The organism is Sanguibacter sp. Z41_6 (assembly GCF_059621145.1).
On record NZ_JCAQIF010000003.1, the window covers coordinates 302,679 to 321,990 of the forward strand.

19 protein-coding genes are annotated in these 19,312 nt (G+C 72.2%); 11 read left to right on the forward strand and 8 right to left on the reverse strand.

Annotated features, from left to right (window positions below):
* Nucleotides 1–37: 37 nt before the first annotated feature.
* Together AC54T1_RS09040 and AC54T1_RS09045 are read right to left on the reverse strand one after the other, a co-directional pair.
* On the reverse strand, nucleotides 38–1,126 hold the full coding sequence (locus AC54T1_RS09040; protein ID WP_496911735.1) for an adenylate/guanylate cyclase domain-containing protein: 1,089 nt from the start codon (nucleotides 1,124–1,126) through the stop codon (nucleotides 38–40).
* Between the two features lie 4 nt (nucleotides 1,127–1,130).
* Complete coding sequence (locus AC54T1_RS09045) at nucleotides 1,131–1,979, reverse strand: biotin--[acetyl-CoA-carboxylase] ligase (RefSeq protein WP_496911736.1); 849 nt, start codon at nucleotides 1,977–1,979, stop codon at nucleotides 1,131–1,133.
* 169 nt (nucleotides 1,980–2,148) lie between these two features.
* Between AC54T1_RS09045 and AC54T1_RS09050 the strand changes: the two genes are divergently transcribed.
* Genes AC54T1_RS09050 through AC54T1_RS09060 form a run of 3 tightly spaced genes read left to right on the forward strand, consistent with a single transcriptional unit; the run spans nucleotide 2,149 to nucleotide 4,561 of the window.
* Complete coding sequence (locus AC54T1_RS09050; RefSeq protein ID WP_496911863.1) at nucleotides 2,149–3,720, forward strand: acyl-CoA carboxylase subunit beta; 1,572 nt, start codon at nucleotides 2,149–2,151, stop codon at nucleotides 3,718–3,720.
* A complete protein-coding gene (locus AC54T1_RS09055; protein WP_484345119.1) occupies nucleotides 3,717–4,295 on the forward strand; it encodes a hypothetical protein in 579 nt (192 codons plus the stop codon). The genes AC54T1_RS09050 and AC54T1_RS09055 overlap by 4 nt, the downstream gene beginning before the upstream one ends.
* Nucleotides 4,292–4,561: an acyl-CoA carboxylase subunit epsilon gene (locus AC54T1_RS09060; RefSeq protein ID WP_496911737.1), complete on the forward strand. Its 270-nt coding sequence runs from the start codon at nucleotides 4,292–4,294 to the stop codon at nucleotides 4,559–4,561. Before AC54T1_RS09055 ends, AC54T1_RS09060 begins: the two co-directional genes overlap by 4 nt.
* A gap of 24 nt (nucleotides 4,562–4,585) precedes the next feature.
* Here the strand turns inward: AC54T1_RS09060 and AC54T1_RS09065 are convergent, their stop codons facing one another.
* Nucleotides 4,586–5,266: a vitamin K epoxide reductase family protein gene (locus tag AC54T1_RS09065; protein ID WP_484345117.1), complete on the reverse strand. Its 681-nt coding sequence runs from the start codon at nucleotides 5,264–5,266 to the stop codon at nucleotides 4,586–4,588.
* Between the two features lie 138 nt (nucleotides 5,267–5,404).
* Here AC54T1_RS09065 and AC54T1_RS09070 point away from each other — a divergent pair, with 138 nt between their 5' ends.
* From AC54T1_RS09070 to AC54T1_RS09095, 6 genes are all read left to right on the forward strand, one after another.
* Complete coding sequence (locus AC54T1_RS09070; RefSeq protein ID WP_496911738.1) at nucleotides 5,405–7,138, forward strand: DUF885 domain-containing protein; 1,734 nt, start codon at nucleotides 5,405–5,407, stop codon at nucleotides 7,136–7,138.
* A gap of 101 nt (nucleotides 7,139–7,239) precedes the next feature.
* Complete coding sequence (locus AC54T1_RS09075; protein ID WP_496911739.1) at nucleotides 7,240–7,995, forward strand: hypothetical protein; 756 nt, start codon at nucleotides 7,240–7,242, stop codon at nucleotides 7,993–7,995.
* Between the two features lie 58 nt (nucleotides 7,996–8,053).
* Nucleotides 8,054–8,731 (forward strand): Maf family protein, encoded by a 678-nt coding sequence (locus tag AC54T1_RS09080; protein ID WP_484345114.1) that lies wholly within the window; start codon nucleotides 8,054–8,056, stop codon nucleotides 8,729–8,731.
* Nucleotides 8,732–8,900: 169 nt separating this feature from the next.
* Entirely contained in the window at nucleotides 8,901–10,673 is a 1,773-nt protein-coding gene (locus tag AC54T1_RS09085; protein WP_484345113.1) for an acetyl/propionyl/methylcrotonyl-CoA carboxylase subunit alpha, read from the forward strand.
* A gap of 61 nt (nucleotides 10,674–10,734) precedes the next feature.
* A complete protein-coding gene (locus tag AC54T1_RS09090; protein ID WP_484345112.1) occupies nucleotides 10,735–11,238 on the forward strand; it encodes an NUDIX hydrolase in 504 nt (167 codons plus the stop codon).
* 99 nt (nucleotides 11,239–11,337) lie between these two features.
* A complete protein-coding gene (locus AC54T1_RS09095; protein WP_484345111.1) occupies nucleotides 11,338–11,826 on the forward strand; it encodes a hypothetical protein in 489 nt (162 codons plus the stop codon).
* A gap of 19 nt (nucleotides 11,827–11,845) precedes the next feature.
* Here the strand turns inward: AC54T1_RS09095 and AC54T1_RS09100 are convergent, their stop codons facing one another.
* On the reverse strand, nucleotides 11,846–13,324 hold the full coding sequence (locus AC54T1_RS09100; protein ID WP_484345110.1) for an NAD(P)H-quinone dehydrogenase: 1,479 nt from the start codon (nucleotides 13,322–13,324) through the stop codon (nucleotides 11,846–11,848).
* Nucleotides 13,325–13,425: 101 nt separating this feature from the next.
* Between AC54T1_RS09100 and AC54T1_RS09105 the strand changes: the two genes are divergently transcribed.
* Nucleotides 13,426–14,265, forward strand: a complete 840-nt coding sequence (locus AC54T1_RS09105) for a purine-nucleoside phosphorylase (RefSeq protein WP_496911740.1) — start codon at nucleotides 13,426–13,428, stop codon at nucleotides 14,263–14,265.
* A 1-nt stretch (nucleotide 14,266) separates the two neighbouring features.
* Nucleotides 14,267–16,084 carry a phospho-sugar mutase gene (locus AC54T1_RS09110; RefSeq protein WP_496911741.1) on the forward strand — a complete coding sequence of 606 codons (1,818 nt, stop codon included), beginning with the start codon at nucleotides 14,267–14,269 and terminating at the stop codon, nucleotides 16,082–16,084.
* Between the two features lie 15 nt (nucleotides 16,085–16,099).
* Here the strand turns inward: AC54T1_RS09110 and AC54T1_RS09115 are convergent, their stop codons facing one another.
* From AC54T1_RS09115 to AC54T1_RS09130, 4 genes are read right to left on the reverse strand one after another with little or no spacing between them, the layout of a single operon-like run.
* Entirely contained in the window at nucleotides 16,100–16,948 is an 849-nt protein-coding gene (locus tag AC54T1_RS09115) for a siderophore-interacting protein (protein ID WP_496911742.1), read from the reverse strand.
* Between the two features lie 56 nt (nucleotides 16,949–17,004).
* Nucleotides 17,005–17,739: a deoxyribose-phosphate aldolase gene (gene deoC / locus AC54T1_RS09120; protein WP_484345106.1), complete on the reverse strand. Its 735-nt coding sequence runs from the start codon at nucleotides 17,737–17,739 to the stop codon at nucleotides 17,005–17,007.
* A 43-nt stretch (nucleotides 17,740–17,782) separates the two neighbouring features.
* On the reverse strand, nucleotides 17,783–18,916 hold the full coding sequence (locus AC54T1_RS09125; RefSeq protein ID WP_496911743.1) for an adenosine deaminase: 1,134 nt from the start codon (nucleotides 18,914–18,916) through the stop codon (nucleotides 17,783–17,785).
* 21 nt (nucleotides 18,917–18,937) lie between these two features.
* Complete coding sequence (locus tag AC54T1_RS09130; protein WP_496911744.1) at nucleotides 18,938–19,183, reverse strand: hypothetical protein; 246 nt, start codon at nucleotides 19,181–19,183, stop codon at nucleotides 18,938–18,940.
* Between the last annotated feature and the right edge of the window lie 129 nt (nucleotides 19,184–19,312).

Consider the following 19,312-nt stretch of genomic DNA (forward strand, 5'->3'; position numbering starts at 1 on the left):
GGCCTCCGGCTCCGTCAGGCTCGGTCCCCCGGCCCGGTCAGGCAGAGCCGGGGGTGTACGCCCACTGCAGGCGCACGGGCGCGACGGCGCCGACCCCCTGGACCTCGCGCGGAGGTTGGCCGGTGAGCGCGAACCTCATGTCACCCGCGAGAAGCGCCGCGGTCGCCGGGTCGAGCAGGACCGTCCCCGGCTCCGCTTCGTCCGTGAGCCGCGCAGCCAGGTTCACCGATGGTCCGAACACGTCTCCGAACCGTGAGAGCACCCTGCCCCACACGAGGCTCACGCGGACCGGCGGCACGCCGTCCGTCCGTCCGTCGCCCCCCGCCTGCGCCAGGCCCAGCGCGACCTCGGCACCGGCCTCGACGTCGTCGGCGATGAAGAGCACGGCGTCGCCGATCGTCTTGACCACCCGGCCCCCGGCGGCCGTCACCACGTCACGTGCGCCGGCCTCGAAGTCGGACACGAAGTCCGAGAGCTCCGACGAGCGCATGCTCGCGGTACGCGTCGTGAAGGAGACGATGTCCGCGAAGCCCACCGCCCGGGGCAGCGGGAGCTCACCCTCGCCGGTCTCGTCGACCGCGCGAGCGCCCGAGAACTCCACGGCCCACCGACCGGCGAGCGCGGCCAGCTGTCGCCGCCAGGCGTGGATGAGCTGCGCCTCGAGGACCGGCGCGAGGCTCGGCAGGCGGTCGAGCACGAGCAGTCGTGCGCTCGTGTCGTCGAGCCTGTGGCGCTGGGCCATGTGCTCGACGAGCGCCTCCGCCTGCCAGAGCGCGAGCCGCTCGGTCGTGTGGCCGACGGACCGCACGAGAGTCGTGAGCGACCGCCGGGAGAGCTCTTCCTGCTCCGCCATCTCCGCCGTGTCGTGCAGCGCGCGCGCGTCGTCCTCGGTGAACGTCGTCTCGTTCTCGATGACCGGCAGCCCGAGCACGCGCCAGTAGCTGCGCAGGGAGTCGAGGTCGAGGCCGGTGCGCTCGATGAGCTCGTCGAGCGGCAGATCACGGGGCCCACCGAGGATCGCCTCGTCGAGGATCCGGCCCCGGTCCCGCGCCTCGTCGGCAGGAGCGGCGGGCGCGCCCGCGTCTTCGGGTTCCTGCGGGCGGGGATCGGTGGACTCGATGGACACTCTGTCAGTTTAGGCGAAGGTGATGCACGTCACCGCTATGCACCGTTCGCTGGGCTTGTCCCGTACGCACGAGGAGGCCACCGTCGGCGGCGAACCCGGTCGCCCGCCCCGTGAGGATCTCCCCGTCCGCGAGCTCCACGCGCACGTCGGACCCGATCGTGGCCGACACCTCGGCGAGCTCGCGGACGAGCCCCGTCCCCACGACGTCACCCCCCGCGGCCGCCCACCGCCCGAAGACGTCGACCACGGCAGCGCCCAGCGCGGCGAGGATCACCGTGCGGTCCGTCGTCGCAGCGCCGGCCAGTGCGAGCGACGTCGCGGTCGGCACCGGCAGCTCCTCGGGGACCTGCGACACGTTGAGACCGATCCCCACGACTGCCTTCCCGTCCGGCAGGAGCTCCGCAAGGATGCCGGCGACCTTGCGGAGGGCGCCCCACCCCTCCAGCTCCGGGACGTCGAGGGGGACGAGGACGTCGTTGGGCCACTTGACGACGGCCCGCACCCCGAGCGTCGACCGCAGCGCGGTGACGGCGGCGAGGCCGGCGAGCAGCGGCAACCAGCTCAGCGCTGCAGCGGGCACGTCCGGGCGCAGGAGCAGCGAGCAGGTCAGGGCCGCTCGGTCCGGTGTCTGCCACCCCCGGCCCGAACGACCGCGGCCCGCGACCTGGTGCTCGGCGACGAGCAACGACGGCACGGGCCACGCGTCCGCGTCAGCGAAGACAGCGGCGGCGAGCTCGCTGTTGGTCGAGGCGGACCGCTCCACGACCTCCAGCCGGGCCAGCGGTCCGGCTGGCTGGAGAAGCAGCCCGCGCAGGAGGTCGGCGTCGACGGGGGCGCGGGAAGGTGTCTCCATCTCCCCATCATGCCGCAGGTGTTGTAGGGACCCGCCAAGCCGTCGGGGGCAAGCACTGGCCGCCCGTGCAGGTGATTCGTCGTTCTGCACCAACTAGGCTCGCTCCGTGACCGACGCACACGCACCGACCAGCGCCCCGGCGACCGCTCCCCCGACCCCGGCCGGTCCGGTGGGCACGGCAGCAAAGCTCACGGACCTCGCCCGCCGGTACACCGAGGCCGTGGCGGTGCCCGAGGAGGCCGCCGCCGCCAAGCAGCACGCCCGCAAGAAGAAGACCGCGCGCGAACGCATCGACGCGTTGCTCGACCCGGGGAGCTTCGTCGAGCTCGACGCGTTCGCCAAGCACCGCTCCGTGAACTTCGGGCTCGAGAAGAAGCGCCTCGCCGGTGACGGCGTCGTCGTCGGGCACGGCACCGTCGACGGACGCCAGGTGTGCATCTACTCCCAGGACTTCACCGTGTTCGGGGGCAGTCTCGGCGAGGTCCACGGACAGAAGATCACGAAGGTCATGGACCTCGCGCTGCGCACCGGGGTGCCGCTCGTCGGGATCTCCGACGGCGGCGGCGCACGCATCCAGGAAGGTGTCGCGGCGCTCACCCAGTTCGCTGAGATCTTCCGCCGCAACGTGGCCGCGTCCGGCGTCATCCCGCAGATCTCCCTCATCCTCGGCCCGAGTGCCGGTGGCGCGGTGTACTCCCCCGCCCTCACCGACTTCATCGTCATGGCCGACGGCACGTCGAACATGTTCATCACCGGCCCGGACGTCATCCGCGCGGTGACGGGCGAGGACGTCGGGTTCGAGGAGCTCGGCGGCGCCCAGACGCACAACGAACGCTCGGGCGTCGCGCACTACATGGGAGCGGACGAGGACGATGCGATCGACTACGTCCGACACCTCCTCGAGTACCTGCCCCAGAACAACCTCAGCGATCCGCCGAGCTTCGCTGCAGGAGGCGCAGACCTCGAGGTGACGGACTCCGACCGCGAGCTGGACACGCTCGTGCCCGACTCCGACTCGCAGCCGTACGACATGCGCGCCGTCATCGAGCACGTCGTCGACGAGGGCGTGTTCCTCGAGGTGCAGCCGCTCTACGCACGCAACGTGCTCGTGGGTTTCGCGCACGTCGAGGGGCGCTCCGTGGGGATCGTCGCCAACCAGCCGCTGTCGATGGCCGGGACCCTCGACATCAACGCCGCGGAGAAGGCCGCCCGGTTCGTCCGCACGTGCGACGCCTTCAACATCCCGGTGATCACGCTCGTCGACGTCCCCGGGTTCCTGCCCGGCACGGACCAGGAGTGGAACGGCATCATCCGACGTGGCGCGAAGCTCATCTACGCCTATGCCGAGGCGACGGTCCCGCTCGTCACCCTCATCACCCGCAAGGCCTACGGAGGGGCGTACATCGTCATGGGCTCCAAGCAGCTCGGCGCCGACATCAACCTGGCGTGGCCGACGGCGCAGATCGCGGTCATGGGCGCCGGGGGTGCCGTGAACATCCTGCAGCGCGGAGCCCTCAAGGCTGCCGCGGACGCGGGTCTCGACGTCGACGCGGAGCGCAAGCGTCTGACCGACGAGTACGAGGAGGCGATCGTCAACCCGTGGGACGCCGCCGAGCGCGGGTACGTCGACGCGGTCATCGCGCCGCACGAGACCCGTGGGCAGGTCATCCGTGCGCTGCGGGCCCTGCGCACGAAACGGGCGAGCCTCCCGGCCAAGAAGCACGGGAACATCCCACTGTGAGCCGGGACGAGATCCACCCGGGCGGGGGCGCCGACGGGTCGCACGACGGCGAGCACGACCACCCGGCGCACGGACCGATGCCGTTGGCCGGCATCGACGCGACGGACCTGCTCAGCACCGTCGATGCACTGGCCGCGGCGTTGCGCGAGTACGTCGGCACCGCCGTGGGCGTGCGGGCGGAGTTCGGGGCGCACGAGGCGGACGAGGACCCCCGGATCCTCGCCATCGAGTCGCAGGTCAACAGTCTCAACGCCGAGCTCTACGACCTCGTCCACGAGCGCCTGGGCATGCACTCGGACCTCACAGGCATGACGTGGGAGGGCACCGAGGCCGACGACGACGACCTCCCGCCGTACGCCACCGAGGTCGAGACGTTCCACCTCGGCTTCCTCGTGGGTCCGCACACGGGCACCTCCGACCTCTCCATGGACTCGGTGCTCGGCATCATCGACGACGAGGGAGCGGCCGTCGCCCGGCGCCTGCTGGAGCGTGGCTTCGAGGTCGCGGAGTGGGGTGCGGCACGGGGCGCGCCCGTGCTGTTCGGCGACGAGGACGACGAGGACGACGCACTGTGACCGCGGACGCCGTGAACGTGCCCCCCGGGAGCGCGCCCGTCGGGAACGCGCCGGTAGCGCTCGTCGGTCCGGCTCTCGTCCGGGTCGTGCGGGGCGCGCCGGACGAGATGGAGCTCGCGGCGCTCGTGGCGGGCATCGTCGCCGTGTCTGAGGGGAACGACGCACCCGCCCCTACGGACAGCAGCCCGTGGACGGACCGTCGCACCGGCCTGCGTGGCGCTCCTCGCGCCACGGGTGCGGACATGTGGCGCTGGAGCCTGCGCTGACCGTCGGGGGTGCGCGCTGACCCGTCAGGCGAAGAGGCTGGAGCCGTACTTCGTCAGGACGAGCGTCGCGAGGACGACGATGATCGCGATCCCCGCGTAGAGGTCGTAGTCGTTCCGCACCCACCGGCGTGCCCTCGCCTGCCACGTCGGCGGGAGGTAGAGGTTGTCCTCACGGATGTTGTAGTGCAGGAGCGTGAGGAACACGAGCGACGTCGAGACCGTGACGAGCATGCACCACGGGCACAGCGATCCGATGACCCACATGGACTGGCTGAACAGCCAGAGCGCGAAGGCGAGACCGAGCAGGTAGATGCCCTGCGCCGTCGCCATGAACCACCGCGGGAAGCGGACACCGGCGAGTCCGGCGACGGCGATCGTCAGCACGACGGGTTCGGTGATGAGCCCGAGGAATGCGTTGGGGAAGCCGAAGAGGCTCGCCTGCCACGACAGGGCGACGGACCCGCAGTTGATGATGGCGTTGACGTTGCAGCTCAGGGCCGACGTCGGGTCGGCGGCAAGCTTGACGGCGTCGTAGGACAGCACGAACGCGGCGACGAGGCTGATGGCCGCAGACAGCGCCATGGTGCCGAAGATCCACCGGTTGCTGTGCCGGAACCCGGACAGCTCGTCTGCCTGGAGCGTCGCCAGAAGGTCCTCCTCGAGCTGGTCGTCCTCGAGTGCGTCGTCGTGCGTGACGTCCGCCATCTGCCTCACCGCCTCCTGCATCGCTCGGTGGTCGGTCGACCACCGGTACCGATCATGCCGTGCCCGCATGCGCCGCGTACGGGACATTCGTCCCGCGAGGTCGTGCGTCCGGCTGCACCGGACGAGTAGCGTCGGGGCATGGACCACGACACCCAGCCCGTGCCCGTGCCCGACCCGGAGGTCCGGCCCCCCTCCCCCATCGACGACGTCGCGAACGCGTTCGTCCGCGGATCGGCGCGGCTCGACCCGTTCGGTGCGACGGCGATCGGGGTGCGCGGGTACGACCACCTCGTGACCGACCTCTCGCCGGACGGGATCGACGCGCGGGCGGAGCTCGTCCGCGCGACGTTGGAGAACGTCCGTGCGATCGCACCCCGCGACGAGGTGGACCAGGTCACGCTGCTGGCGATGTCCGAGCGCCTGGGCCTGGACCTCGAGATGTACGGTTCCGGTGAGCAGCACGCGACGCTCAACGTCATCGCGTCTCCGCTGCAGGAGATGCGGGACGTGTTCGACATCTGCGACCAGGACTCGCCCGAGGACTGGGAGAACATCGCCGCCCGCCTGGGCGGTCTGCCCGCCGCCGTCGACGGGTACATCGCGTCCTTGCGGCTGGCTGCCCAGCGCGGGCAGGTCGCCGCGGCGCTGCAGGTCGAGGAGTGCGCGAAGCAGGCGGCGGAGCTCGCCGACCCGACCTCCTCGTTCTTCTCCCAGTTCGTCTCCGGGCCTGCTGTGGAGCGCGCGCTCGACGGCTCGTCCTCGTGCGCCGCGACCCGCAAGGAGCTGGAGCACGGGGCCCGGGAGGCCAGACGCGCCTACTCGGACCTCGCCGACTTCCTCCGGCGGGATCTCGCGCCCCTGGCGCCCGACCACGACGCGGTCGGCCACGACCGCTACGCGCTCGCGTCGCGGTACTTCCTCGGCGCGGAGGTCGACCTCGACGAGACGTACGAGTGGGGGCTCGAGGAGCTGCGGAAGGTGGTCGCCGAGCAGGAGCGGGTCGCCGAGCAGGTTGCTGGTCGGGGCGCCACGGTGGACGAGGCGGTCGCTCGCCTCGACGCCGACCCCGCGCGGCGGTTGTCGGGCTCCGAGGCTCTGCGCCGGTGGATGCAGGAGACGTCGGACGCCGCGATCGAAGCGCTCGACGGCACCCACTTCGACATCCCGGAGCCGGTCCGGCTCCTCGAGTGCCGGATCGCGCCCACGCAGACCGGCGGGATCTACTACACGCCGCCGAGCGACGACTTCTCCCGACCCGGACGGATGTGGTGGTCGGTGCCGCCGGAGGTCACGGAGTTCAGCACGTGGCGCGAGAAGACGACCGTCTACCACGAAGGTGTCCCCGGCCATCATCTCCAGTGCGGCCAGGCCGTCCACGAGCGGCACGTCCTCAACGATTGGCGGCGGCTCGCGTGCTGGGTCTCCGGGCACGGCGAGGGCTGGGCCCTCTACGCGGAGCGGCTCATGGCCGAGCTCGGCTTCCTCGACGACCCGGGCGACCGCCTCGGGATGCTCGACGCGCAGCGGATGAGGTCGGCCCGCGTCGTCCTCGACATCGGCGTGCACCTGCGCAAGCGCGCCCCGGAGGAGTGGGGCGGTGGCGTCTGGGACCGTGCCACGGCGTGGCGCTTCCTCACGGCGAACGTCAACATGCCGGAGGCCTTCCTGCGGTTCGAGCTCAACCGCTATCTCGGGTGGCCGGGCCAGGCGCCGTCCTACAAGGTGGGCCAGCGCCTGTGGGAGCAGGTGCGCGACGACGCCGCAGCATCAGCGCGCGCTGCCGGTGGCGAGCTCGACCTCAAGGAGTTCCACCGGCGCGCGCTGAGCGTCGGCTCCGTCGGCCTGGACGTGCTGAAAGAGGCGATCCGCTGACTGTGGACGAGCGCCCGCTGCACAGCGTGCCCGTGCGGGCCTGATCCCGACAGACAGCGCGGACACGCTGATGGCTCCTGCACCGAGAGAAAGCAGCAGCCATGTCCGTCGCACGCCCCCAGCTCACCACCCGCCGACGAGAGCAGCGCACCACCCGTCCGGTCCGCGTCGTCGGGGCTGGCACCCTCAGCGCTGGCACCCTCGCGATCGCGCTCCTCACCGGGTGCGCCACGCAGGAGCCCGCCGCTCCCGCACCCACGACCGACGCGAGCTTCCGGGAGTGGGCTGCCGGCGCCCGCAGCACGCTCGAGGAGAGCCGGGGAGACGTCCTGGAGAAGCTCGCCGACACGTCGCAGGAGACAGACTCGGATGACCCCGTGGCTGGTCAGGACGCCCCCGGAGGGAGCGGCCCCCTCCCCGCGTGGGGCGTCCCGGTCGGCCTCGAGGGCTGGACCGTCGCCCAGCTCGACGTCGACGGCGTGACGAAGCTCGCGTCCGACGAGGGGTGCGTCCTGGGCACCCAGCAGATTCACGTCGACTTCGGTACGGATGACGACCGGGCAGCGAGCGAGGACCTGCTCGTCCAGCTCGTCGGTGCCGAGAGCTACCTGCCCGTGGAGAGGCCGGTCATGACCGTGGGCGGGCCCGCTGGACCGCTCGAGATGGTGCAGTACCAGACGACGTACGCCACGCCGGACGCAGCCGTCGAGTACCGCTACCTCGCTCGCGCCATCACGGCGCAGGACAGCGGCCTGCTGCTCGCCTACTCGTGCCCGGTCGGGGTCTTCGACGAAGCTGCGTGGCTCGCGACGCTCGCGCTGACGAGCGTCGCGCACACGGAGGCGACGACGCTGTGAGCGCATCCCGTCCCGGGCGCCTGCGACGTGTCCGCGCGCGGGTCTAGGCTGATCCGTCGTGACCACCCTCGTCCTCGCCTCCGCGTCCCCTGCCCGCCTCGCCACCCTCACCGCCGCCGGAGTCGTCCCCGTCGTCCGGGTCTCCGCGGTCGACGAGGATGCGGTGATCGCCGACGCGAGGCAGCGGTACGGCGCGATCGAGCCCGCGGACGTGGTGCTGCTCCTGGCCCAGGCCAAGGCGCAGGACGTGACACGGGCCATCGAGGACGCCGATCCCGGGCAGGATGAGGGTGCCGGACCCCTCGACGTCGTCGTGGGGTGCGACTCGATGCTCGAGATCGAGGGCGAGGTGTACGGCAAGCCCGCCACCGCCGACGTCGCTCGAGAGCGGTGGCGGCTCATGCGCGGCCGCAGCGCCGTCCTGCACACGGGCCACTGGGTCGTCGACCTGCGCGACACCGACGAGGGTGGCACCGGCGGGACGCTCGGCGCGACGAGCTCGACGACCGTGCACTTCGCGGACGTCTCCGACGAGGAGATCGACGCGTACATCAGCACGGGTGAGCCGCTGCGCGTTGCCGGAGCGTTCACGATCGACGGGCTCGGCGGCGCATTCGTCGAGCGGATCGAGGGCGACCACCACGGCGTCGTCGGGATCAGCCTGCCGCTGCTCCGAGCGCTGCTCACGGAGGTGGGCGTCCGGTGGACCGACCTGTGGAATCGGCAAGCAGACTGACCGCGTCCGCCCCGCGCTGGACCACTTGTGGCGTTTTGCCGCTCTGGCTCGCACTCCACCATGCCGGATCCCTACAAGGCCGTCGGAGCAGGCTTGGCTTTCTCCTCAATCTTGCCCGTGGCGGCCGCGCATCGCGCGGAACTGGGCGCCGCACGCGTTACCGTGAGCCGTGCCCCTCATCTCTAAGGTCCTCATCGCCAACCGCGGCGAGATCGCCGTCCGCATCGCCCGTGCCTGCGCCGATGCCGGGATCAGGTCGGTCGCGGTCTACGCCGACCCCGACCGCGAGTCCCTCCACGTCCGCCTTGCCGACGAGGCGTTCGCCCTCAACGGTGCGCGTGCGGCCGAGACGTACCTCGACATCGCGAAGCTCCTCGACGTCGCCCGCCGGGCAGGAGCCGACGCGGTCCACCCCGGCTACGGGTTCCTCGCGGAGAACGCCGACTTCGCGCGTGCGGTGATCGACGCCGGGCTCGTGTGGATCGGTCCGCCGCCCGCAGCCATCGACGCCCTCGGGGACAAGGTCAGTGCGCGCCACATCGCCCAGCGCGCGGGCGCGCCCCTCGTCCCGGGCACGCCCGACCCGGTCGCGGACGTCAGCGAGGTCCACGCGTTCGCCGCAGCGTACGGTCTGCCCGTCGCCATCAAGGCGGCCTTCGGCGGTGGAGGTCGCGGCCTCAAGGTGGCTCGCACCGTCGACGAGATCGACGAGGCCTTCGACTCCGCGGTCCGCGAGGCCGTCGCCGCGTTCGGCCGCGGCGAGTGCTTCGTCGAGCGCTACCTCGACAAGCCGCGCCACGTCGAGACCCAGTGCCTCGCCGACGAGCACGGCACCGTCGTCGTCGTCTCGACGCGCGACTGCTCCCTGCAACGACGTCACCAGAAGCTCGTCGAGGAAGCGCCGGCGCCGTTCCTCACCGACGCCCAGCGCGACGAGCTCTACGCGTCCTCGGAGGCGATCCTGCGCGAGGCAGGCTACGTCGGGGCGGGCACGTGCGAGTTCCTCATCGGCGTCGACGGCACCCTGTCGTTCCTCGAGGTCAACACACGTCTCCAGGTGGAGCACCCGGTGTCCGAGGAGGTCACGGGCATCGACCTCGTCAGGGAACAGCTGCGCATCGCCGCCGGGGAGCCGCTGGGCTACTCCTCGGTCGAGGTCCGCGGCCACTCGCTCGAGTTCCGGATCAACGGCGAGGACCCCGCAGCGAACTTCCTCCCGGCCCCCGGCCGCATCACCGGGCTGCGGCTGCCGAGCGGCCCCGGCGTGCGCGTCGACACCGGCGTGGTCGAGGGAGACACGATCTCCGGCGCGTTCGACTCCCTGCTCGCCAAGGTGATCGTCACCGGCGCCACCCGGCGACAGGCCGTCGAGAGAGCCCGCCGTGCACTGCGCGAGCTCGAGATCACGGGGATCCCGACCGTCGTGCCGTTCCACCGCGCGGTGCTCGACGCCGAGGCGTTCGTCCCCGCCGGGGACGAGCCCTTCAGCGTCCACACCCGGTGGATCGAGACGGAGTTCGCGGACGTGTGCGCGAACCTCGGCGCTGCGCAGCCATCCACGGACACCGAGTCCGAGGCCGCCGCCACCGAGCGCGTGATCGTCGAGGTCGGGGGCAAGCGACTGGAGGTCGTCATCCCGGCCGGGCTCGGTATCGGAGGTGGACGTGGCCGTCAGCCGGTGCGGCGCCCCGCGCGCCGCACCGTGACCAAGTCGTCCGGCAGCAACGGCGCCACGCTCGCATCGCCGATGCAGGGCACGATCGTCAAGGTCGCTGTCGCCGACGGTGCGCTCGTCGCCGAGGGCGACCTCGTCGTCGTGCTCGAGGCGATGAAGATGGAGCAGCCGCTCCTCGCCCACCGTGCCGGCACGGTGGCGGGGCTGTCCGCCGTCGTCGGAGCCGGAGTGAGCTCGGGTACCGCGATCTGCCAGATCGTCGACTGATCGACCCGTTCGCCGCTCGCACCGCATGGCTTGGGTCCGGCCCGTGTGGCAGGCTCGTCCGGTGACCCGTCCCGCACCGCAGAGCCCGCGCCAGCCCGGGGACGGGTGGGTGGACTGCGCCTGCGGCCGCAAGCACTGGGGCCGGTTCGGGGCGGCAGGCCTGCTTCTCGCCAGACGCGACCACGCAGGTCGCGTCTCCCACATCGTCCTCCAGCACCGCGCGCTGTGGAGCGACCAGGGCGGCACCTGGGGGATCCCCGGCGGCGCCGTGGGACCCGACGAGACCCCTGAGCAGGGTGCGCTCCGGGAGGCTCAGGAAGAAGCGGGGATCACGCCGGACCTCGTGCACGTCGTCGGCGAGCACGTGCTCGACCACGGCGACTGGCGCTACACGACGATCCTCGCCGTCGTGGACGACGGGACGTCCCCCGAGGTCCGTGCGACGGACCCCGAGAGCCTCGAGATGGTGTGGGTCGCGGTCGACGAGGTCGAGGACCATCCGCTGCTCCCGGCGTTCGGCTCGGTCTGGCGCTCTCTCGTCGATCGGATCTCCCAGGAGTCCTGAGCAGGTCGTCCCGGCCGCGTGGTCCCACAATGGGACTGCCACCCGACGCCCCCCACCGGCGAGGCGTCGCAGGTCCACGAGTACCCCGCGAGGAGAGCCATGCAGATCACGTTCCCCATCAGCGAAGCGATGACGGTCGCCACGTCCCAGCAACCGTTGCCACCGATGGTCACCTCCGTCCTCGGCAAGGGCAACGCCGTGTTCGCCGAGATCGACCTGCGGCTCATCCCCGACCCGCCGATGGCGCTGCGCCTCGCGGCCGCTGCCGTGGGCACCGTCTCGGTCGTCGCGGTGTTCACCGGCTACACCGGAGGCGTCGCGACGTTCGAGATCGGCGCCCAGGCGCGGTCGCTCCCGGCTCACAAGCTCGTCAACCACCTCACCGCGCCGATCAACTCCGCGCTGCGCAGCCGGGGCCTGCCCGACGGCCTCGTCGAGGTCCGCCGGGGCACGGACGAGCCCGTGCTCGCGCTGCGCCTGCAGGACGCGATCGCGGCCAAGGTCGCCGGGGTCACGCTCGTCGCGCTCGACGTCCGCGAGGGAGCGATCCACGCGACCCTCGACCTCGGCGCGGTCCGCCCACTCTGACGCGATCGCGCCGCGGCGGTCAGTCGATCCTGTGGTGCCCCATCCGGGCGACCTCCGCGATGGAGCCCGACAGGGACGGGTACACCGTGAACGCCTCAGCGACGTCGTCGACCGTCAGGCGGTGGGCGACCGCAAGAGTGATCGGGAAGATGAGCTCGCTCGCCCGTGGCGCCACGACGACACCTCCCAGGACGACGCCGGCATCGGGGTGCGCGAACATCTTGACGAACCCTTCACGGATGCCGAGCATCTTGGCGCGCGGGTTGCGGCGCAGCGGCAGGATCGTCGTGGAGTACTTCGAGCTCTGGTCCTTGAGTGCCTGCTCGCTGTAGCCGACGGTCGCGATCTCCGGTGCGGTGAAGATGTTCGCCGCGACGCTGCGCAGCCGCAACGGCTGCACGGCGTCGCCCAGGGCGTGCGACATCGCCACGCGTCCTTGCATCGCGGCGACGGACGCCAGCGGGAAGACCCCGGTGCAGTCGCCGGCGGCGTAGACCCCCCGCACGCTCGTCCGGGACACCTTGTCGACCTCGATGTGACCGGTCGTCGTCAGCCGGACACCCGCCTCCTCGAGGCCCAGGCCCTGCGTGTTGGGGATGGAGCCGACCGCCACGAGGACGTGGGAACCGGTGACGACCCTCCCGTCGGAGAGGGTGACCTCCACGTGCGCCGAGGGGCCCTCCCCCACGACGACCGCAGACTCGGCGCGCGACTTCGACATCACGGTCATGCCGCGGTCCGTGAAGACCTGCTCGATGAGGTTCGCGGCGTCAGCGTCCTCGCCGGGCAGGACCCGGTCACGGCTGGACACGAGCACGACGTCGGAGCCGAGCGCGTTGTACGCGCCGGCGAACTCGGCTCCGGTGACCCCCGAGCCGACGACGATGAGGCGCTCGGGGAGCTCGGTGAGCTGATAGAGCTGCGTCCACGTGAGGATCCGCTCGCCGTCCGGCTGCGCCGTCGGCAGGACCCGCGGCGTCGAGCCCGTCGCGACGAGCACGACGTCGGCCTCGATCGTCTCCGGCTCCGACCCCTCGGTGGGGTCGACGACGACGCGTGACGGCCCGTCGAGCCGACCCTGCCCGTCGACCACCCGGATGGACTCGCGCTCGAGGCGCGCACGGATGTCGTCCGACTGCGCGGCCGCGAGCCGCCGCACGCGTGCGTTGACGACGGCAAGGTCGACCGACAGCTGGTCGGCGGGGTCGCCGGCCGCGTCCTGGATGCGGATGCCCAGCTCCGACGCGGTCCGGCCCACCGCCATCCACTCGGCTGTCGCGATGAGCGTCTTCGACGGCACGACGTCCGTGAGGACCGCCGCCCCGCCGAGGCCCTGGCGCTCGACGACCGTGACGTCCGCACCGAGGCGCTTCGCGACGAGGGCGGCCTCGTAGCCGCCGGGTCCACCTCCGAGGATGACGATCTTCGTCGCCTGCAGGTCCGGGTCAGACAGCGAAGCGGCTCCAGGGACGGGGGGCGGGGTCGTGGATGACGTCATACGTCCAGTATCCCAGGGGTCCGGCGGTCGCTCCACGGGTCGACGACACGCGCACCCGGCGACCGGTCGTCGCCTCCCTGTGCGGGCGCTAGCCTCGAACCATGACCACTCCCTCACCCGCACGAGCGGCCGACCCAGCCGTCACCGACCCTTTCGACCTCGCAGCCCAGGCAGCCCGGCACCTCGCGCAGGCCACCGGCATCGAGCGCCACGACATCGCGCTCGTCCTCGGCTCCGGGTGGGGTGGCAGCGCCGATCTCCTCGGCGAGACGGTCGCCGAGGTGCGAGCGGACGAGGTGCCCGGGTTCACGGCTCCAGCGGTCGCCGGACACGTCGGGACGTTCCGTTCGGTCAAGGTCGCCGCGACGGGCAAGCATGCCCTCGTGCTCGGCTCCCGTACGCACCTCTACGAGGGCAGGGGGGTGCGCGCCGTCGTGCACGGGATGCGCACCGCGGCGGCAGCGGGCTCGAGCACCGTGATCCTCACGAACGGGTGCGGTGGGCTCAATCCTGACTGGGCGCCCGGGACACCCGTGCTCATCTCGGACCACATCAACCTCACGGCGACGTCGCCGCTCGAGGGCGCGACGTTCGTCGACCTCACGGACCTGTACTCGGCGCGGTTGCGTGCCGTCGCCCGCGAGGTCGACCCGGAGCTCGCCGACGGCGTGTACGTCCAGTTCCGCGGACCCCACTACGAGACCCCGGCCGAGGTCCGTATGGCAGGCAGGCTCGGGGGGGACCTCGTGGGGATGTCGACCGCTCTCGAGGCCATCGCCGCACGGCACGTGGGCCTCGAGGTGCTGGGCATCTCCCTCGTCACGAACCTCGCTGCCGGGATCAGCCCGGTACCTCTCTCCCACGCCGAGGTCATCGAGGCGGGCCAGGCCGCCGGACCGCGCATCAGTGCCCTGCTCGCCGCGATCGTCTCGAGGATCTGACATGACGAACGACACCACGACCGACCAGCAGCCGTCCGAGCAGGAGCGCCTCGAGCGGGTCCGGGCACTGGTCCGGGACTGGATCGCGGACGACCCCGACCCCACGACGCGCGACGAGCTCCTCGACCAGCTCCGCGTCGCCGACGACCGGGACGACCCCACGCGAGCGCACGTCGCGGCCCTGCACGACCTGGAGGACCGCTTCTCGGGCACGTTGCAGTTCGGGACCGCGGGCCTGCGGGGAGCCCTGGGCGGTGGCCCGAACCGGATGAACCGAGCGGTCGTGCTGCGAGCTGCGGCCGGACTCACCGCCTTCCTCTCGGACACGGTCGGTCCGGGGCGTCCGCCGCGGATCGTCGTCGGGTACGACGCTCGGCACCGGTCGCTCGACTTCGCACGGGACACCGTCGCGGTGGCGACGGCCGCCGGTCACGAGGCGTTGCTGCTCGACCGGCCCCTGCCGACGCCCGTCCTCGCCTTCGCGCTCCGACACCTCGACGCCGACGCCGGCGTCATGGTCACCGCGAGCCACAACCCCGCGACGGACAACGGCTACAAGGTGTACCTCGGTGGCCGGGTCGTCACCGACGCGGGCCAGGGTGCGCAGATCGTGCCGCCGCAGGACGCCGAGATCGCCGCCCGCATCGAGGCCGTGCCGTCCGTCGCCTCGATCGCCCGCGCCGACCACGGGTGGACGGTCGTCGGACCGGACCTGCTCGCTGCCTACCTCGACTCGGTCGACGCCCTCGTCGACGACTCGTCGCCCCGCAGGCTCAAGGTCGTGGCGACGCCGCTGCACGGCGTCGGAGGGGCCGTCCTCGGCGAGGTGATGCGCCGCGCCGGCTACCCGGACGTGTTCCTCGTCCCTGAGCAGGCGGACCCCGACCCCGAGTTCCCGACCGTGGCGTTCCCCAACCCCGAGGAAGCGGGCGTCATCGACCTCTCCCTCACCTACGCGGAGGCTCTCCGGGCCGACCTCGTCATCGCCAACGACCCGGACGCCGACCGGTGCGCCGTCGCGGTCATCGACCCAGGGGTGATCCGCCAGCTGCCGGTGAACGCGGGCGCCGACACCGCCGCGTTCGAGGGATGGCGCATGCTGCACGGCGACGAGGTCGGAGCGCTGCTCGGTGAGCTCGTCGCGAGCCGGGCCGAGCGCGAGGGCCGCAGGGGCACCCTCGCGAGCTCGATCGTCTCGTCGCGGCTCCTCGCCCGCATCGCTGCGGCGCACGGGCTCGAGCACGCGACGACGCTCACCGGGTTCAAGTGGATCTCCCGTGTCCCCGGCCTCCTCTTCGGGTACGAGGAGGCGCTCGGCTACTGCGTCGACCCGCAGTCCGTGCGGGACAAGGACGGGATCAGCGCGGCGCTCCTCGTCGTGCAGCTGGCAGACCACCTCAAGGCCCGCGGTCAGAGCCTCGTCGACGCCCTCGACGATCTCGCCCGGCAGCACGGGTTGTACGTGACCGACCAGCTCTCGGTGCGTTTCACGGACCTCACCGAGATCCCTCGGACGATGGCGCGGCTCCGGCAAGCGCCTCCCGTGTCGCTCGGCGGCTCGTCGGTCGTGGAGACGGTGGACCTCGCCGACGGGGTCGACGGCCTTCCGCCCACGGACGGCCTGCGCCTCCTCACCGAGGACGACACCCGGGTCATCGTGCGCCCGAGCGGCACCGAACCGAAGATCAAGTGCTACCTCGAGGTCGTCCGGGACGTCTCGGCCAGCGCGTCGTCCGACGACCTGGCCGACGCGCGCGCGGCGGCGCGCCTCAGGATCGCCGACGTGTCCGCGGACATGCGCGCAGCCCTCGGGATCTGAGGGCGCCCCTGGGGGTCACGAGGCGGCGAGGGTGCGCTCGTCCTCGTCGACAGCGGCCTTCCACTGTGCCTTCTCGGTGCGCCAGCCCTCTTCCGTCCGGCCACGCCGCCAGTAGCCCGACGCGGAGAGGGCGGCAGGTGGCACGGCACGCTCGGAACGCAGGTGGCGCCGCAGGTCCTTGACGAGCCCGGCGTCGCCGTGGAGGAACACGGACGGCACCCCCTCGGGGAACGGCCAGGACGCCACCACGTCGAGGAGGCTCTGGCTGCGCCCACGGTGCACCCAGGTGACGAGGGGGTCGTCGAGCGGGCCGTCTGTCCGCGCCGCGACGTGCGCAGCGGTGTGCAGGTCCAGCTCGTCGGCCGGTCCGCCGACCTCGAGGAACACCTTCGCGCGGGCGCCGCTGTCGAGAGCGTCGAGGGCGGCCGCGATCGCCGGCATCGCGCTCTCGTCACCGATGAACAGGTGCCACGGGGCGTCCGGGGGCGGGGCGTACCCGCCCCCCGGACCGACGAAGGTGATCTCGTCGCCCGGCCGGGCGCCTGTGGCCCAGGGACCGGCGAGGCCCTCGTCGCCGTGCACGACGAAGTCGATCGCGAGCTCACGCGCCACCGGGTCCCAGGAGCGGACGGTGTAGGTCCGCAGGCGCGGTCTGCCTCCCTCGACCTCGGCAGGGAACCGCAGCTTGACGTACTGGTCCGTGCAGGGCAGCGGCGTGAACCCGTCGAGCCCGGCGCCCCCGAGGACCACGCGGACCATGTGCGGGGTGAGGAACTCCGTGCGCAGCACGACCGCGCTGGTCACCGGGCGCTCGGGCCGTCCGGGTCGGCGCTCGTCGCCGGCTGGCGTGGCATCGGGGGTCATCAGTGCCCTCTCGGGGATACGGGTGGGTGGCGCCCAGCAGCTGGCGCCAGGGTCGGTCAGTAGCCGGAGCTCTCGCCAGCCGCCGGCGGTTCCTGCTGGGCACCACGACCGTCGAGCGCGTCCAGGCCCGCGAGGACGGCGGCGGTGCCGGACAGCCCGAGGCGGGTCGCTCCCGCATCGATCATCGCGAGCGCGGCCTCGGCCGTCCGGATGCCTCCGCTGGCCTTGACGCCCAGTCGCCCGCCCACCGTGCGGGCCATGAGCTCGACCGCGTGCACGCTGGCGCCACCCGCCGGGTGGAAGCCCGTGGACGTCTTGACGAAGTCCGCACCGGCGCTCTCCGCCGCCTGGCACGCCGCGACGATCTCGTCGTCCTCGAGCGCGGCGGACTCGATGATCACCTTGAGCAGTGCTGGAGCGGGGACGGCCGCCCGCACCGAGGCGATGTCCGCCTCGACGGAATGCCAGGCGCCAGCCTTCGCGGCGCCGACGTCGATGACCATGTCGACCTCGTGCGCGCCCTGCTCGACGGCGAGCGCGGCCTCCGCAGCCTTGATCTGGCTGTGGTGCTTGCCCGAGGGGAAACCGCAGACGGTCGCGATCTTCAGGGTGCTCCCGGCGGGCAGCGCCAACGGCAGCATCGACGGCGACACGCAGATGGAGTACACGCCGAGCTCGTCGGCCTCCTCCGCGAGCGCCGCGACGTCGGCCTGCGTAGCGTGCGCCGTGAGGAGCGTGTGGTCGACGTACTGGGCGAGCTCGCTCGCGCTCAGGTGGCTCGTGCTGGTCATGATGGGCTCCGTCGTTCGTGCGGTTCTCGTGGGGCGGGTGGGATCAGAGGGCGCTGGACGTCCCGACGACGTCGGACGCGGCCGCAGCGTCGTACGCGGCGGCGATGCGCTCCCCCAGGGCGTGCCGCTCGTCGTGGTGGACGAAGGCGCTCCATGCCGCGGCCAGCGTCACGTCACGCAGGTCCTCGAGGCTCCAGCCGGCCTGCTCGACGAGCAGCGTCATCTCCCGGGTCATCGAGGTCCCGGACATGAGGCGGTTGTCGGTGTTGACGGTCACCGCGAAGTCGAGGTCCCGCAGCCGGGAGATCGGGTGGGCGGCGATCGAGTCGGTGACTCCGGTCTGCAGGTTCGACGACGGGCACAGCTCGAGCGGGATCTGGTTGTCGCGGATCCAGTGCGCGACGCGTCCGAGCTCCGGCGCATCGCCGTCGATGCCGGTGATGTCCTCGACGATGCGGGCGCCGTGGCCGATGCGGCTGGCCTGGCCGAGGTGCACGGCCTCGGCGATCGACGGCACACCCGCGGCCTCGCCGGCGTGGATCGTCACGGGGAACGACGCGTCGTTGAGGGTGCGCCACGTCGAGGGGTAGCGGGACGGCAGGAAGCCGTCCTCGGCTCCGGCGATGTCGAATCCGACGACGCCTCGGTCGCGGTTCGCGAGGGCGAGCGCCGCGATCTCGTCCCAGCGGTCGGCGTGCCGCATCGCGGTGACGAGCTGGCCGACGCGGATCTCCCGGCCCTCCTGCGCGGCCAGCGCGACGCCCTCCTCGAGTCCCTCCTGCACGGCGTCGACCGCGTCCTGCAGGGACAGGCCCTGGGTGAGGTGCTGCTCCGGCGCCCAGCGCTGCTCGGCGTAGACGACGCCGTCGGCGGCGAGGTCGACCACGGCCTCCCGGGCGACGCGGCGCAGGCCCTCGCGGGTCTGCATGACGGCGATCGTGTGGTCGAAGGTCTCGAGGTACCGCACGAGGGACCCGGAGTCGGCCGCTGCGACGAACCAGTCAGCGAGCTCGGCAGCGTCTGTGGTCGGCAGCGTGTGGCCGGCCACGGACGCGAGCTCGATGATCGTCTGGGGCCGCAGGCCGCCGTCGAGGTGGTCGTGGAGAAGGACCTTGGGGAGCGCCGCGATGTGCGACACGGTGGTCGCAGGCGCGTCGGAGCGCGGAGAAGACGTCATGCCCCAACGGTACCGCCGAGGTCAGACGTACTCGTCCTCGTCCGGGACGACAGCCGCCTGCTCGACGACGTCCGCCTCGGCCGCGGCGCCCCGCTGGTCCGGGCGCGGGGAACCGGGCGCGTAGTCCTCCGGCGCGGCATCGGCCGCGGCCGCGGACTCGGCCTGGTGCTGCGCGTCGAGCTCCTCCGTGAGGTTGACCGCTCCGTCGAGATCGGGGCTCGTGAGCCCTGCGTCGCGGAGCGCGTCGTTGCCGGGCTGGGTGCTCATGGATGACCTCCTGGGGGGACGGGGGTGGGGACGGCCGGGCCGTGCGGCTTCACGCCCCGGATCTCTCCATGCTCGCCCCGTCGGCTGCCACCCGCCACCGGTCGGCGGACCACACGGGGGTCTCACCGC

What these genes read in the sequence shown, in the direction of transcription:
- AC54T1_RS09045 (WP_496911736.1), bottom strand. Translation starts at nt 1,979, where the DNA reads ATGGAGACACCTTCCCGCGCCCCCGTCGACGCCGACCTCCTGCGCGGG.
- AC54T1_RS09065 (WP_484345117.1), bottom strand. Translation starts at nt 5,266, where the DNA reads ATGGCGGACGTCACGCACGACGACGCACTCGAGGACGACCAGCTCGAG.
- AC54T1_RS09070 (WP_496911738.1), top strand. Translation starts at nt 5,405, where the DNA reads ATGGACCACGACACCCAGCCCGTGCCCGTGCCCGACCCGGAGGTCCGG.
- AC54T1_RS09075 (WP_496911739.1), top strand. Translation starts at nt 7,240, where the DNA reads ATGTCCGTCGCACGCCCCCAGCTCACCACCCGCCGACGAGAGCAGCGC.
- AC54T1_RS09095 (WP_484345111.1), top strand. Translation starts at nt 11,338, where the DNA reads ATGCAGATCACGTTCCCCATCAGCGAAGCGATGACGGTCGCCACGTCC.
- AC54T1_RS09100 (WP_484345110.1), bottom strand. Translation starts at nt 13,324, where the DNA reads ATGACGTCATCCACGACCCCGCCCCCCGTCCCTGGAGCCGCTTCGCTG.
- AC54T1_RS09105 (WP_496911740.1), top strand. Translation starts at nt 13,426, where the DNA reads ATGACCACTCCCTCACCCGCACGAGCGGCCGACCCAGCCGTCACCGAC.
- AC54T1_RS09110 (WP_496911741.1), top strand. Translation starts at nt 14,267, where the DNA reads ATGACGAACGACACCACGACCGACCAGCAGCCGTCCGAGCAGGAGCGC.
- AC54T1_RS09115 (WP_496911742.1), bottom strand. Translation starts at nt 16,948, where the DNA reads ATGACCCCCGATGCCACGCCAGCCGGCGACGAGCGCCGACCCGGACGG.
- deoC (WP_484345106.1), bottom strand. Translation starts at nt 17,739, where the DNA reads ATGACCAGCACGAGCCACCTGAGCGCGAGCGAGCTCGCCCAGTACGTC.
- AC54T1_RS09125 (WP_496911743.1), bottom strand. Translation starts at nt 18,916, where the DNA reads ATGACGTCTTCTCCGCGCTCCGACGCGCCTGCGACCACCGTGTCGCAC.
- AC54T1_RS09130 (WP_496911744.1), bottom strand. Translation starts at nt 19,183, where the DNA reads ATGAGCACCCAGCCCGGCAACGACGCGCTCCGCGACGCAGGGCTCACG.